Annotated in this window: 12 protein-coding genes; 5 read left to right on the top strand and 7 right to left on the bottom strand. The window is 46.7% G+C overall.

What is annotated here, in order from left to right; genetic code table 11:
* Positions 1-17: 17 nt before the first annotated feature.
* From R7E29_RS22545 to ftnA, 3 genes are all read right to left on the bottom strand, one after another.
* Positions 18-1,211 carry an NAD(P)/FAD-dependent oxidoreductase gene (locus R7E29_RS22545; RefSeq protein ID WP_005382944.1) on the bottom strand — a complete coding sequence of 398 codons (1,194 nt, stop codon included), beginning with the start codon at positions 1,209-1,211 and terminating at the stop codon, positions 18-20.
* Between the two features lie 179 nt (positions 1,212-1,390).
* Positions 1,391-1,714: a universal stress protein UspB gene (uspB, locus tag R7E29_RS22540; protein ID WP_005379169.1), complete on the bottom strand. Its 324-nt coding sequence runs from the start codon at positions 1,712-1,714 to the stop codon at positions 1,391-1,393.
* 91 nt (positions 1,715-1,805) lie between these two features.
* On the bottom strand, positions 1,806-2,333 hold the full coding sequence (gene ftnA, locus R7E29_RS22535) for a non-heme ferritin (protein ID WP_005379167.1): 528 nt from the start codon (positions 2,331-2,333) through the stop codon (positions 1,806-1,808).
* Between the two features lie 282 nt (positions 2,334-2,615).
* On the opposite strand from ftnA, the gene uspA reads away from it, so the two are divergent.
* Positions 2,616-3,041, top strand: coding sequence for a universal stress protein UspA (gene uspA / locus R7E29_RS22530; protein WP_005379165.1), 426 nt, complete (start codon positions 2,616-2,618; stop codon positions 3,039-3,041).
* 64 nt (positions 3,042-3,105) lie between these two features.
* Entirely contained in the window at positions 3,106-3,984 is an 879-nt protein-coding gene (locus tag R7E29_RS22525) for a carboxylate/amino acid/amine transporter (protein WP_025768287.1), read from the top strand.
* A gap of 69 nt (positions 3,985-4,053) precedes the next feature.
* On the opposite strand, the gene R7E29_RS22520 is transcribed toward R7E29_RS22525, so the two are convergent.
* The 3 genes from R7E29_RS22520 to R7E29_RS22510 all read right to left on the bottom strand — a co-directional run bounded on the left by R7E29_RS22520 (position 4,054) and on the right by R7E29_RS22510 (position 8,807).
* Positions 4,054-4,626, bottom strand: coding sequence for a hypothetical protein (locus R7E29_RS22520; RefSeq protein WP_171343024.1), 573 nt, complete (start codon positions 4,624-4,626; stop codon positions 4,054-4,056).
* 186 nt (positions 4,627-4,812) lie between these two features.
* Positions 4,813-5,592 (bottom strand): class I SAM-dependent methyltransferase, encoded by a 780-nt coding sequence (locus R7E29_RS22515; protein ID WP_005379162.1) that lies wholly within the window; start codon positions 5,590-5,592, stop codon positions 4,813-4,815.
* A gap of 89 nt (positions 5,593-5,681) precedes the next feature.
* Positions 5,682-8,807, bottom strand: coding sequence for an EAL domain-containing protein (locus R7E29_RS22510; protein ID WP_213906612.1), 3,126 nt, complete (start codon positions 8,805-8,807; stop codon positions 5,682-5,684).
* Between the two features lie 113 nt (positions 8,808-8,920).
* On the opposite strand from R7E29_RS22510, the gene asnC reads away from it, so the two are divergent.
* Positions 8,921-9,385 carry a transcriptional regulator AsnC gene (asnC, locus tag R7E29_RS22505; RefSeq protein ID WP_005389595.1) on the top strand — a complete coding sequence of 155 codons (465 nt, stop codon included), beginning with the start codon at positions 8,921-8,923 and terminating at the stop codon, positions 9,383-9,385.
* Between the two features lie 66 nt (positions 9,386-9,451).
* On the opposite strand, the gene prlC is transcribed toward asnC, so the two are convergent.
* Positions 9,452-11,494, bottom strand: coding sequence for an oligopeptidase A (prlC, locus tag R7E29_RS22500; protein WP_017635033.1), 2,043 nt, complete (start codon positions 11,492-11,494; stop codon positions 9,452-9,454).
* 399 nt (positions 11,495-11,893) lie between these two features.
* On the opposite strand from prlC, the gene R7E29_RS22495 reads away from it, so the two are divergent.
* Positions 11,894-12,733, top strand: a complete 840-nt coding sequence (locus R7E29_RS22495) for a 23S rRNA (adenine(2030)-N(6))-methyltransferase RlmJ (RefSeq protein WP_005379158.1) — start codon at positions 11,894-11,896, stop codon at positions 12,731-12,733.
* Between the two features lie 259 nt (positions 12,734-12,992).
* The gene (gene gorA / locus R7E29_RS22490; RefSeq protein ID WP_005379157.1) at positions 12,993-14,348 is read left to right on the top strand and encodes a glutathione-disulfide reductase; all 1,356 of its coding nucleotides are present in this window, start codon (positions 12,993-12,995) and stop codon (positions 14,346-14,348) included.
* Positions 14,349-14,354 lie beyond the last annotated feature (6 nt).

The raw sequence follows: 14,354 nt of genomic DNA, 5'->3' as shown, positions 1-14,354 counted from the left end.
CTGCGTTTGGTGTTTGATTAAACCCACTGCCCAGCAACAAAACCGCTCGACCAGCACCACTGAAAATTGTAGCCCCCTAGCCAACCAGTCACATCCATCACTTCACCAATAAAATAAAGCCCTTTAATGTCTTTGCATTCCATGGTTTTCGAGGATAAGTGATCAGTATCGACACCGCCGAGTGTCACTTCCGCAGTTCGGTAGCCTTCAGTGCCATTCGGGGCGATATCCCAATGCTCTAGACGCTCCACAATCGCCGCAAGCTCCTTTTGATTGAACTGTTTTAGCGGTTTATCGACTAGCTCTTTACGTTCAATTAAGACTTCAACCAGACGCTTAGGCAGCACTTTGGCAAGCGTATTCTTGAGTGACTGATTTGGATGCTTCTCACGACTGCGTTCTAATAACTCAGCAACATCATCGTTTGGCACAAGATTGATCAACACCTTTTGTCCGGCCCGCCAGAATGAAGAAATCTGTAACACTGCTGGACCAGATAACCCACGATGTGTGAACAACAGGGCTTCTTTGAACATGGTGCCATCTTCAGCCGTAATTTCCGCAGGTACCGCGATACCAGATAACTCAGCAAAGTCTTCTTTGTCTTCTTTATGCAGAGTAAATGGTACAAGCCCTGCCGTGGTTGGGATAACTCGAAGACCAAATTGTTCCGCGACTTTATAACCAAATGGTGTCGCTCCCAGTTTTGGCATCGACAAGCCACCTGTTGCGATAACTAAAGACTCACATTCGACAATCTCAGTACCAGCATGCAAACGAAAGCCTTCATCAATTTTTTCAATCGAATGAACATCGCATTGGTAACGCTGCTCGATGTTCGGCATGTCACACTCAGCTAACAACATCTTCACGATATCTTTGGCCGTAAATGCATCGACACAAAACAACTGGCCGTGATCACGCTCTTCGAACTCAATGCCATGTTTACACACCATCGAGATGAAATCCCAGTTAGTGTATTGGGAGAGCGCCGACTTAACAAAGTGCGGGTTTTGACACAAATAGTGATTAGCTGAAACGTCGTAGTTAGTGAAGTTACAACGACCACCGCCCGAGATAAGGATTTTACGTCCTGGCTTTTTAGCATGATCGAGCACCAAAACACGGCGGCCTCGCTTGCCTGCTTCTGCAGCACACATTAAACCTGCTGCGCCTGCGCCAATTACAACAACATCAAATTTCTTACTCATCGGTAGCTCTTAGACTGATTGGTATCGAATCAAAATAAAAAAGGATGTGCACATTGCACATCCTTGCTTTCTAGGCGCGACATTCTACCGACAAATACCGAAAGGGAAAAGCGCTTAAACTCTAAGCGCTCTGTATGTCCGCAAAATCTCAGACAGAACAACTTCTGGATTATTGACTCTTAGAGAATGAAGGCCGCAAGTAGCGTCACGCCGAGCAACGCGGTCGATAGAACAAACAATTCACGCACTCTTTCACACTTACCAGTAAAAATTTCATCGTGGTGATGATGATATTCTTTACTTTTAATGTAGTGATACAACCTCACCTGCTTGGTGACATTTCCATGAGTGGTAAAAAAACCATTACCATCAACTTGCTGATATAACAGCGGATGCGCTTCACGCATGATATAAATTAGAGAACGAAGAGCGGTGAGATACCGGACCATATTAACTCCAGTTACCACCATTAGCGCAAATAAGATTGTGTCTCCACTGATCATCTTTTCCTCCCTACATCTTCAACAATGCTCAAGAGAAAAAGACGATCAACACTTCGTCTTTACCCGCTACTTACAACGTCCCAAAACGCGTTTACGCAGCTGGAGCATCCATGATTGAAGATGAACCTTCTTTCGCCATTTGTGCTAGATCTTTGTCAATGAAGAACAACGCTTTACCGTCTTCACCTACCAGTTCGATCTTATCTAAAATCCCTTTAAACAACTTCTCTTCTTCGTGCTGTTCTGACACGTACCACTGTAGGAAGTTAAACGTTGAGTAGTCTTGGCTAGTAAATGCAACGTGCGCCAGTTTGTTGATTTTTTCCGTGATCATTTGCTCATGTTCAAATGTCTCGCGGAAAACGTCACCTAGGCTCGCAAAGTCATGCTTTGGCGCATCAATAGCGCCTAAGATTGGCATTGAGCCAGTTTCACTCACGTAAGTGAATAGGCGTTGCATGTGCTCCATTTCTTCTACGGCGTGAGCGCGTAAAAATTCAGCCGCACCTTCAAAACCTTTGTCTTCACACCAAGCACTCATTTGTAAGTATAGATTGGATGAGAAAAATTCTAGGTTAATTTGCTCATTCAATTGTTCGACCATAGTTTGAGACAGCATGTTAACTCCTATTATTGTGCATGCAATATACCCAAGTAACCTCGAAATAAATGACGCTGCGAGAATAGCTTGGTCTGGCAGACACGGCGAAGTTTCACTTCAACTCTAGTCAGTAACACTACGCTTATTTCAGCATATCAAAGTCACTTGGGTATAACGCCACTATAACATGATTACTGAGACAAGACTTTGTACCTACGGCACCGATATGAGATCACTTCAGCAAATTTTTTTTGGGGTTGGTGCTAATCTAAAACTATGACCTTACAAGGAGATAGCAATATGAGTTACAAACACATACTTGTGGCAGTCGACCTTTCAGACGACAGTAAAGTGTTGATTAAGAAAGCCGTATCACTGGCTAAACCTCTGGATGCGAAAGTCTCTTTTATTCACATCGACGTGAACTACGCAGAACTCTACACCGGGCTTATCGATATCAATATGGCAGAAGCGCAACATCAAGCAATGGAAGCATCGCGCACACAATTGGCAAACTTCGCTGAATATGCGCAATACCCAATTGCCCATACTTTAGTCGGTAGTGGCGATTTGAGTAATGAGCTGTGCGATACCATTCAAGATTACAGTATTGATTTGGTGGTTTGTGGTCATCACCAAGATTTCTGGAGCAAGATTCTATCTTCGACTCGACAGCTGATTAACTGCTCACCAGTCGATATGCTGGTCGTACCGCTAAAAGACTGATTGGCGCAGCGATAAAACTTGGTTAGACTGCGGGCACATTTGTTGTTGATAAAGATTCTCATCCATGGCTTATCTATCCGCAGTTACCCTACTTTGGGCATTCTCATTTAGCCTGATCGGCGTTTACCTCGCCGGTCAGGTTGATTCTTGGTTCTCGGTGTTCATGCGCGTGGCACTGGCGAGTTTGGTTTTCATTCCCTTTTTGAAATTCCGTGGCGTTAGCAAATCCCTAATCGCGAAACTGATGACCGTCGGTGGCTTCCAGCTCGGCTTGATGTATTGCTTCTACTACCAATCTTTTTTGCTCCTTTCCGTGCCAGAAGTATTGCTGTTCACCGTATTCACACCCATTTACGTCACGCTAATCTATGACTTCTTGAAAGGTCGCTTTTCACCTTGGTACTTAGTTACCGCTGCAATAGCCGTATTTGGTGCCGCCTGGATTAAATTTGCAGGCATTAATGAAGATTTCCTACTGGGCTTTTTGGTCGTACAAGGAGCAAACCTCTGCTTTGCCATCGGTCAGGTGGGCTACAAATATATCATGGAGAGTGAACCCGTCGATTTGCCACAACACACCGTGTTTGGCTACTTCTACTTAGGTGCACTTTGTGTAGCAACCGTGGCTTTCGCGCTCATGGGTAACCTCGACAAACTACCAACCACTACAACGCAATGGGGCATTCTGACATACCTTGGGTTGATTGCTTCTGGTTTTGGTTACTTTGCTTGGAACAAAGGCGCGACTATGGTGAACGCAGGTGCACTGGCAGTAATGAACAATGCATTGGTTCCGGCGGGCTTGATTGTAAACATTGTGATTTGGAACCGCGATGTTGATGTCATGCGACTCGCCATTGGCGGTGCGATCATCATGCTATCCCTATGGATTAACGAAACCTGGGTGAAAAAGCGCGTCGAAATGAGCTACGCCAATAAGTAACGCCATCGCTACTAACAAATATTCCAGCAATAAAAAACGCTCTCCGACTGGAGAGCGTTTTTTGTTTGATTAATGCACTTTGGCTTGTGAGATTGCGTTTATCAAAGCATTAGGTGGCGTTGGCAGCAACACTTCTAGTTTCGCATTGCGCGCTTCAAGCTTGCGCTGACGCTTAAGTAACTTTTGTTGTTTTTTCGCCACTTTTAGCAACTTCTTTTGCTGCTTATAGTGCTTTTTCAGTGTTTTTTTCGCTTTCTTGAGCGATTTTTTATCCGCTAAATCAAACCATACTGGTGCGTCGGCTCTTACTGGCTCCGGAGATTTTTCGGCTTGTTTTTTCTCTTTCACACGCTCAACAACACGCCTCACAATCGCGGCTTTTTCGTTGCTTTGTTTAGTGATCACTGGAATCGCTTGTGCTGGCAGAGCTTCAACCAATAAGCCACATGCTTGTTGCTCACTCAATGGCTTGTCTTGGCATTTTTGTGGAGGAATTGCGGCTGGCTTACAAAGGGTATCTTTGGCCGATGAAGAGCGTGCGCAAGAACGACAAACGAATTTTGGTGCGACAACTAAACGATGGATATCACCAAGTTCTGCCGCGATCTGTTTGCGACTCATTTTACATAAACGTTTAGCCATTCTACTACTCCAGCTTCCCAGTTATCGACCGCATCACAACAAGTGAAATAATAATAATTCTTAGTTAGATATACAGTCAGGGAAGGGAATTAGCAAGAGAAAACTATCAATAGAGACGAGGAAAGAGAGGCTGAGTCACAGCACGACACACCGTACTGTGACAAGAAAAGTTGAGCCGTCAGGAAGTTATGCCATCGATGCTTTAACGTAGACATCGAAGCGATTTTTTTTCGTTTCAATCGCCATGGTCGGTTTTTTCTCGTTCAGCCAGTTAGCATAATCTGGGCGTTTAACTACTACACGCTTTGTGGCTAACGCCATGGCTGGTTCTAGCAGACCATCGGCGTCCAAATCGGCGCCAACCAACGATTGGAAAACGCGCATTTCTTTTTTTACGAGCGCCGACTTCTTTTTATTTTCTGGGTGCGGATACATCGGGTCAAGATACACCACATCTGGCTGGACAAAGTCTTTATCTTGCGCCAATTGTTCCAGCGCATCATGGCTAGAAGCATGGATTAGCGACATGCGCTCAGATACCCAGGTGCCGATTTCTGGGTCTTGTTTCGCTCGATCCAAGCCATCATCTAACAAAGCCGCTACGACTGGATGACGCTCGACCATCTGCACTTTACAACCTAGCGAGGCGAGCACAAACGCATCACGACCAAGACCTGCCGTGCCGTCTAACACGGTTGGCGTTGCCCCTTTGTTCAACCCCGCAGCTTTCGCAATTGCTTGGCCTTTACCACCACCGAACTTGCGACGATGACCTACCGCACCACCAATCAAATCCACAAAGATTGCACCCAGCTTTGGCTCATCCACTTTACGTAGCTCCAAACGCTCGGTGGTTAGCACCAAAGCAAAATCGCTATCGTCAGTGTGTGACAGCTGCCAACGCGCAGCGAGTTCATCAAGATGAGATTGTTGAGACGGGTTTTCACAGATCAATTGCAGTTGCAAAAGGAGGCTCCAATAAAAATCGAGGTAACTGGCGCTGAGTGTATACCTAAGTTACCTATTAATGCTAGGTTGAGCTTGCTACGCAGAGGTTATACAACCGTCAGTTGCTCCACTAGCTCAGAAAGCGGCTTAGGATGACCAATACCGTAGCCTTGACCGTAGTCCACACCGAGGTCTATCAAATGCTGCATAACCTGGTCATTTTCGACAAACTCCGCCACCGTCACTTTACCTAGTTGCTTCGCCAAGTCATTGATTGAACGAACCATCACGCGGTCCATTTCATTTACGTTGATATCTTGCACGAAAAGACCATCAATTTTCACGATATCGACAGGAAGTTTCTTTAAGTAGCCAAATGAAGACAATCCAGATCCGAAATCATCCAATGCAATCATACAACCCAAAGCCTTTAGCTTGGTAAACAGCTCAATGGCTTGATCCAGATTGCTCATCGCCGCTGTCTCGGTGATTTCTAAGCAGATTTTTTCACACGGCAGAGTCGAACTTTCCAATCGCTCCAATAAGAAGTCAATAAACTCTTGATTCCCCATAGATTGACCTGAAAGGTTTATCGAACAGCGACCAAGCTGTTCAACCACCTCAGGACGCTGTTCAAACCACTCTAGCGTTTGAGTAATAACCTGCTTATCAATCCAATGGGCAATGTTGTAGCGCTCGGAAGCAGGGATAAACAGCGCAGGAGAAACATAATCACCGTACCCATTGCGAATACGCACCAAAATCTCAAAATACATTTGAGTCTCGTGCTTTTGTAAGCTTTTTATCGGTTGAGCAAACAGTTCTAAACGTTGATTCGACAATGCCTCATGCACCAAATTGACGCTCTGCATTTCCATCTGACGACGCTGCAACTCTTCGTTATCTAAGCTGAATAGATTATAGCGGTTACGGCCTTGCTCTTTAGCGGCGTGACAAGCAGAGTCTGCTTGAGCATGCACCATTTGTGGCGTATCAGCGGTATGATCGATGATACGGATACCAATTGAGCAACTGATGAACAGGCGTGTGTCTTCCCAAATAAAGAGGTGTTCGCTTAGTGTCGAGATGATCAGTTTGGCAATATTGATGGCGCCATATTCGTCACAGTCTTTGAGTAACACCGCAAACTCATCGCCTCCCATTCGAGCCAAGATGGAATTGTACGGCAGAACGCCTTCCAGCATACTGGCGCAGAATTGAATCGCCGCATCACCTGCATCATGCCCAACCGTATCATTGAGGACTTTTAGTTGATCTAAGTCGAGGTACAACATGGCGTGGACTCGACGATGGCTGTCCACTTCGCACAGTGCGGTCTTAAGCTCTAGTTCAAAATGGTTTCTGTTGTAAGTCCCCGTCAGTAAGTCATAGCGAGCTTGGTATTCCAATTTCTCGGAGAGCAGTTTGGTTTCGGTAATATCTTCGCCCACAATCAGCAGTTGCTCAGATTCACTCAGCGGACGAATATTCTCGCGCACCCAAACACGATGACCATTTGCATGACGATACTCGACTTCACGTCGCCAAACACCATGCACTTGCTGGTTGGGTTGCAATAACACTTGGCGAGGGAACAGCACTTTGTCATCAAAATAGAACTCCCTCAGGCGATGTCCGAGCATGTCCATCGGTTTGTAGCCAAGAAGTAGTTGAGCAAATCGATTCACTTCTTGAATTCGGTTATTACTATCAAGCGTCACCATCATCACAGGCTGCTGCTCGTAATAGTTGCGTAGAGTTGACTCACGTTGGTAGAGCTTGTCCTCCATCAATTTACGACTGGTAATATCGCGCGCTTCAAACAAGTATTGCTTATGATTCCCTACTTGCTGAGAAAAAGGCTTGAGCGAAACTTCTAATACCAAGGCGCCGTGTTCTTTACTCCAAATTTCAGCTTCAAACGTCGACACTTGATGGTGAGGCGCATGGAAATACTCCTCTAGCAGCGCTTGGGCTTTCTCACTCCAGTTGGGATGAAACCAAAGTGGTCGGTCTAAACGCAGTCCTTTGTGATAAAGTAAGGATTGAAGGTGATCGTTGCCCGATTTAAGCACACCGTTGGCATCCAAAATGCCCATATACTGCATGCTCTGATCGAAAATCGATTCTAGAATAGCCTGGCTTTCTCGCGCAGCGCTCTCACTTCGACGCATCCGCTGTAAATAATAACCCATCAGCAAAATGACCACCGACATCACCACAAACAGGCTACCAAACAGGCGAATTTCCTTGGCAAAACGTTCAGAAAGCTTCATTGGCTTATTAAAAAATACCGCAGAAACCTCTTGTTCAGCCCCCAATCCCCAACGCGCTACCGCTTGGTAATCGAGCTTTATTTCAGAATCACTTTTTTTCACCGCAGGCAGAGGCTGATCAGGGTTATCCAAAACGAATTCAAGCATCTCTGCACTCTCAATACCATGCCGATAACCACTTTGAATAACCCCTCCAACTGCGCCATGACCCAAACCAATGTCATGCACCATAAACAGCGGCGCGTTTGAGACTTTGTTGACACCAACCCAGTCACGCTCGCTGCCAACCATACCTTGTTTATCTCGGTAATAGGTCCAGAACAAGACGACTTTATCGGAACTCAGTTTTGCGACTTGTTGTTTTAGATCGATGATACTGTCTGGGACAACTTGTACAATTTTGTCTCGATATTGCGGGAACTTGAGGACAAAATTGTCGATTTGATAACGCAACACCTCACCGGTCACCGAGTGGTCACTGACGATGAGAACTTGTGTGTAGTTCGGATGTAAGCGCTCAATAAGAGCGAGATTCGCTTCCAAATCGACATCTTCCATGACTCCGGTTGCATTCAGAGAACGATGTAAAGAAGGATGGTAGTTATTAATGCCGTTAAATATAACTGGGGTGTCTTTGATGATTGGGGCTAAACGCTGCATGAGTTCAAGCGCATTGTTATCGCTCACTAAAATGGCATCGAATCGCTCTTTGCGTAATTTCGTAAGATATAAGGATTTTAGTTGTGCAAAAAACTGCTCACTCTGGTTACGTTTCGAGTCTAGATAGAGCACACGCATGTCCAGCGCTCGATCGCCCAGCTGTTGCTCGATGCCTCGCTGTATGGAGTCCGTCCAGAAAAAACCCTGATGATAGGAGTGCACGACCAACACCTTCGGATCTGAGGCCGTAGCAAACGCGCTCCAACATAGCGCGGCAATAACCAGAAAACGCTGCACATTATCTCCATAGCTCGGAGTTAACCCGCAGTTACTCCTGCCAAACCTTGTGAATCCTATCCGCTATGAGTATAAAAGGGAGGTAAAACTCTATCCCTAACGGAAATCATAGTATGAATGCGAGCCTGCCGAAACTCGACGACCTTGACCGCGCAATATTAAAAACACTGATGGCTGACGCCAGAACGCCCTACGCAGAAATGGCAAAGCAGTTCGATGTCAGCCCTGCCACTATCCATGTGCGTATCGAGAAGATGAAGTCGGCGGACATCATCGAAGGAACGGAGGTGATCATCAATACCAAAAAGCTTGGCTACGATGTGTGCTGCTTTATTGGTATTAACCTCAATGCAGCTCGTGATTACCACTCCGCGTTAGAAAAACTCAACGCGCTCGACGAAGTCGTTGAAGCTTACTACACCACGGGCGCGTATAACATATTCGTCAAATTGATGTGCAAATCGATTGAAGAGCTGCAATTTGTACTGATCGACAAGCTGCAAGCCATTGATGAGGTTCAGTCCACGGAGACATTGATATCGTTGCAGAACCCGATCAACCGCAACGTAAATCCGTAAAATTTTTTATAAAAACTGTACAAAAAAGGCCAACCGAACGGTTGGCCTTGATGTTTTTTGCTCAATTTACGCCGCAATACCCGAGTGGCGCAACAGTGCATCGATTTGTGGCTCGCGGCCACGGAAGCGCTTGAACAGCTCCATTGGCTCTTCACTGCCCCCCATTTCTAGGATGTTGTTCAGGAAGCTTAGACCCGTCTCTTTGTTGAAGATGCCTTCTTCTTCAAAGCGAGAATACGCGTCTGACGACAGCACTTCAGCCCATAGGTAGCTGTAGTAACCCGCACTGTAGCCACCAGCAAAAATATGGCCGAAGCTGTGTGAGAAACGCGCCCACTCAACCGCAGGAACTACCGCGACTTTCTCTTTCACTTTCGCCAGAGTTTCCAGTACACGCGCACCCACTTCAGGGTCATATTCGGTGTGAAGCGTGAAGTCGAACAAGCCGAATTCTAGCTGACGCAAAATACCCATCGCAGATTGGAAGTTTTTCGCTGCGAGCATTTTGTCTAGCATCGCTTTAGGTAGCGGCTCACCTGTCTCATAGTGACCAGAAATGAACGCCAGCGCATCCTCTTCCCAACACCAGTTTTCTAGGAACTGACTTGGTAGCTCAACCGCATCCCAAGGCACGCCATTAATACCTGAAACAGCACCTGTATCAACTTGCGTCAACATGTGGTGGATTCCATGACCAAACTCATGGAATAGCGTCACGACTTCATCGTGCGTGAACAGTGCTGGTTTGTCGCCCACTGGACGGTTGAAGTTACACGTTAGATACGCAACCGGCGTTTGCAGCTCGCCAGATAGCGTAACGCGACGACCACGACAATCATCCATCCACGCGCCGCCACGTTTGTGTTCACGAGCGTAGAGATCTAGGTAGAAACTGCCACGGAGTGTGCCTTCAGCATCAAAGATATCGAAAAAGCGCACGGACTCATGCCAAGTGTCTACGCCTTCGCGCTCAGTAACGGTCATGCCAAACACGCGGTTTAGCACTTCAAACAGACCGCTCACGACTTTTGACTCTGGGAAGTATGGGCGCAGTTCTTCATCCGAAATTTGGAACAGGTGCTGCTTTTGTTTCTCGCTGTAGTAAGCGATATCCCAAACGTTCAGCTCTTCAACACCAAACTCACTTTTCGCAAACTGACGTAACTCTTCGACTTCACGTTCACCTTGCGGTTTCGCTCGTGTCGCTAGGTCATTCAGGAAGCCCAGCACTTGATCCGGCGTTTCAGCCATCTTTGTTGCTAACGACTTTTCACTGTAAGTATTGAAACCTAGCATACGTGAAATTTCATGGCGCAGTTTTAGCTGCTCAGTAATGATTTCTGAGTTATCCCATTTGCCTGCGTTTGGACCTCGATCAGAAGCGCGCGTCACGTACGCTTCGTACACTTCTTTACGCAACTCTTGGTTATCGCAGTACGTCATGACAGGTAGGTAAGATGGGATATCTAGCGTAATGAGGTAACCATCTAACTCTTTTGCTTCTGCGGCAGCTTTCGCTGCTGCCAGCGCCGATTCTGGCATACCTGCTAGGTCTTTCTCGTCTGTGATGTGCTTGGTCCAACCCATGGTGGCATCCAGCACATTGTTAGAGAATTTAGAGCTCAGCTCAGACATACGTTTGCTGATCTCGCCGTAACGGTGCTGCTCATCGGATGGCAAACCAATGCCTGATAACTCGAAATCACGCAGTGCATCAGTGATGGTTTTCTGCTGGGCACGAGTTAACGTTGCAAATTCTTCGCTCGCTTTGATGGTTTTGTACGCTTCGTACAACCCTTTATGCTGACCAACCCAAGTGCCGTACTCTGACAAAATTGGTAGGCAACTTTCGTAAGCTTCACGTAGCTCTTCGCTGTTCACTACCGAGTTCATGTGACCCACTGGCGACCAGATGCGGCTTAAGCGATCATCCGCTTCTTCAATTGGCGCAATCACACTGTCCCAAGTTGGGTGAGCGTTGTCTTGTAGAACTTCATCGATTTTTGCTCGGCAGTCAGCAATCGCTTGCTCAACGGCAGGCTTGATGTGTTCTGGTTTAATTTGAGAAAACGGAGGTAGGTCCGTAAACGTCAGAAGAGGATTAGACATGAATAATTCCTTTTGTGTTTTGACTCTGTGATTGCCTGTCTATTTTGTGTAGATAGGCCAACTCAATGTACAGACGAGCCAGCAACATGGATTGGGGGAGCTCCGTTCCCTTTCTCTATGCCGCGATGACCATCTTATAGTCAACCAGCGCTACTCTGTCCTTGAGTCTTGTTATACCTAAATGAGATTTCACACCCTTTTGAGTGCGAGAAACTCACCTAGTTCAATTCGATTACCAATAGTAAGTGTGGGTGACTTAAAGAAATTTCAATAGCGTCCCCTTATCAGAGGAACAGATTTGATTGGAAGTTCTACATCTTTAAGTTACTTGAGTATAATACCGCCATAGAGTGAAAATCACAGACCACACTCAGACAAAGAGTGTTTCGAGAGTTTAATTTGTTAAGTTACCGCCACAGCTTCCACGCTGGCAACCATGCCGACGTGGTCAAACACATCGTTCAAAGCCTCATTCTTGATGCGCTGAAACAAAAAGATAAGCCATTCGTTTATCACGATACCCACTCGGGTGTGGGCCGTTACGATCTGACTCACGAATGGTCTGAAAAAACGGGCGAATACAAACAAGGCATCGCACGTATTTGGGATAACCCAAGCATTCCCGAAGACATCAAAAGCTACATCGATGCCATTAAAGTGCTCAACAACGGCGAGAAACTGCGTTACTACCCAGGCTCACCACGTGTGGCGCGCGCGCAAATCCGCCCACAAGATCGCATGGTGCTGACCGAGTTGCACCCGGCCGATCACCCATTGTTAGAGCAAGAATTCCATCGTGATCGCCAAGTGAGCATCTTCAAAGAAGACGGATTCCAACGCCTCAAAGCAAGCTTACCGCCACAAGAACGTCGTGGTTTGGTGCTGATTGACCCACCATACGAACTCGCGAAAGAGTACCGCGATGTGGTGCGAGCGATTCATCAGAGCCATAAACGTTGGGCAACCGGTATCTACGCGATTTGGTATCCAGTGGTAAACCGTCACGACATCGAAGATATGATCGAAGGTTTGGAAGCACTCGGTATTCGTAAAATTCTGCAAATCGAGTTAGGTGTTGCACCAGATACCAACGAGCGCGGCATGACGGCATCCGGCATGATTGTGATTAACCCGCCATGGAAACTGGAAAGCCAGATGAAAGAGATTCTGCCATTCCTGCAAGACGCGATCGCACCAGCAACTGGCCACTGGAAAGTGGACTGGATTGTGCCAGAGTAAGCACTTCAGTACTGCTATCTTCAAGCGCAACGATATTCTCGTTGCGCTTTTTTATGCTCTCACCTTCTCCCTCCAGTCGTGCTTATTCTTCTTTTTGTGCCTCTCATCGCTATTTGTCATAAGTATTGTCGCTTTTTCCCATTTAGGAATTAGTCGAATTCGATTTATGATAGTGGGATAACGGTGGCATTGAGTTCGGGCAAGGTCATCCCAATCTATCTATGTACCAGATAAAATTTATAAGCTCTTGGAGAAAGTAATGGCGACTCATTTTGACTATATCTGTATCGGTGGCGGCAGTGGCGGCATCGCATCTGCAAACCGTGCGGCGATGTACGGCGCGAAAGTTGCGCTAATCGAAGCTCAAGACCTTGGCGGTACCTGTGTAAACGTAGGTTGTGTACCGAAAAAAGTGATGTGGCATGGCGCGCAAATCGCAGAAGCAATGAACCTGTACGCAGAAGATTACGGTTTTGATGTCGACGTGAAAGGTTTCGACTGGAGCAAACTGGTTGAGAGCCGTCAGGCATACATCGGTCGTATTCACCAATCTTACGATCGCGTTCTTGGCAACAATAAAGTAAACGTGATTAAAGGCTTTGCTAAGTTTGTTGACGAAAAAACTGTCGAAGTAAACGGTGAACACTACACAGCAGATCACATCCTGATCGCGGTTGGTGGTCGTCCTACTATTCCAAACATTCCAGGCGCTGAATACGGCATCGATTCAAACGGCTTCTTCGACCTAGCAGAGCAACCAAAACGCGTTGCGGTTGTTGGCGCAGGCTACATCGCAGTTGAAATTGCTGGCGTACTGCACGCGCTAGGTACAGAAACGCACCTGTTCGTACGTAAAGAGTCACCACTGCGTAGCTTCGATCCAATGATCATCGATACGTTGGTTGAAGTGATGGACGCAGAAGGTCCAAAACTGCACACCCACTCTGTACCAAAAGAAGTGGTAAAAGAAGCCGATGGCAGCCTAACTCTGCACCTAGAAAACGGTGAAAGCCAAAACGTTGACCAACTGATTTGGGCAATCGGTCGTCACCCTGCGACAGACGCAATCAACCTAGCGTCAACCGGTGTGGCAACGAACGAAAAAGGCTACATCAAGGTAGACGAATACCAAGAAACCAACGTGAAAGGCATCTACTGTGTGGGTGACATCATGGAAGGCGGTATCGAGCTAACGCCAGTAGCAGTGAAAGCGGGTCGTCAACTTTCTGAGCGTTTGTTCAACAACAAACCAAACGCGAAGATGGACTACGATTTGGTACCAACTGTGGTATTTAGCCACCCACCAATCGGCACTATCGGTCTTACAACGCAAGAAGCAGAAGAGAAGTACGGCAAAGACAACATCAAAGTCTACACATCTGGCTTTACTGCGATGTACACCGCTGTTACTAAGCACCGTCAACCATGTAAGATGAAGCTTGTATGTGCGGGCGAAGAAGAAACGGTTGTTGGCCTACACGGCATCGGTTTCACGGTAGATGAAATGATCCAAGGCTTCGGCGTAGCAATGAAGATGGGCGCAACCAAAGCAGACTTCGACTCTGTTGTGGCTATCCACCCAACGGGCTCTGAAGAGTTCGTAACGATGCGTTAATTACGC

Source organism: Vibrio sp. Vb1729, from assembly GCF_033338655.1.
GTDB lineage: Bacteria > Pseudomonadota > Gammaproteobacteria > Enterobacterales > Vibrionaceae > Vibrio > Vibrio alginolyticus.
This window is presented reverse-complemented; position numbering and strand designations above follow the sequence as displayed.

Bases quoted from the DNA above. Each gene is read 5' to 3' on its own strand.
- asnC (WP_005389595.1), top strand. From the start codon at position 8,921: ATGAATGCGAGCCTGCCGAAACTCGACGACCTTGACCGCGCAATATTA.
- R7E29_RS22520 (WP_171343024.1), bottom strand. From the start codon at position 4,626: ATGGCTAAACGTTTATGTAAAATGAGTCGCAAACAGATCGCGGCAGAA.
- uspA (WP_005379165.1), top strand. From the start codon at position 2,616: ATGAGTTACAAACACATACTTGTGGCAGTCGACCTTTCAGACGACAGT.
- uspB (WP_005379169.1), bottom strand. From the start codon at position 1,714: ATGATCAGTGGAGACACAATCTTATTTGCGCTAATGGTGGTAACTGGA.
- gorA (WP_005379157.1), top strand. From the start codon at position 12,993: ATGGCGACTCATTTTGACTATATCTGTATCGGTGGCGGCAGTGGCGGC.
- prlC (WP_017635033.1), bottom strand. From the start codon at position 11,494: ATGTCTAATCCTCTTCTGACGTTTACGGACCTACCTCCGTTTTCTCAA.
- ftnA (WP_005379167.1), bottom strand. From the start codon at position 2,333: ATGCTGTCTCAAACTATGGTCGAACAATTGAATGAGCAAATTAACCTA.
- R7E29_RS22525 (WP_025768287.1), top strand. From the start codon at position 3,106: ATGGCTTATCTATCCGCAGTTACCCTACTTTGGGCATTCTCATTTAGC.
- R7E29_RS22545 (WP_005382944.1), bottom strand. From the start codon at position 1,211: ATGAGTAAGAAATTTGATGTTGTTGTAATTGGCGCAGGCGCAGCAGGT.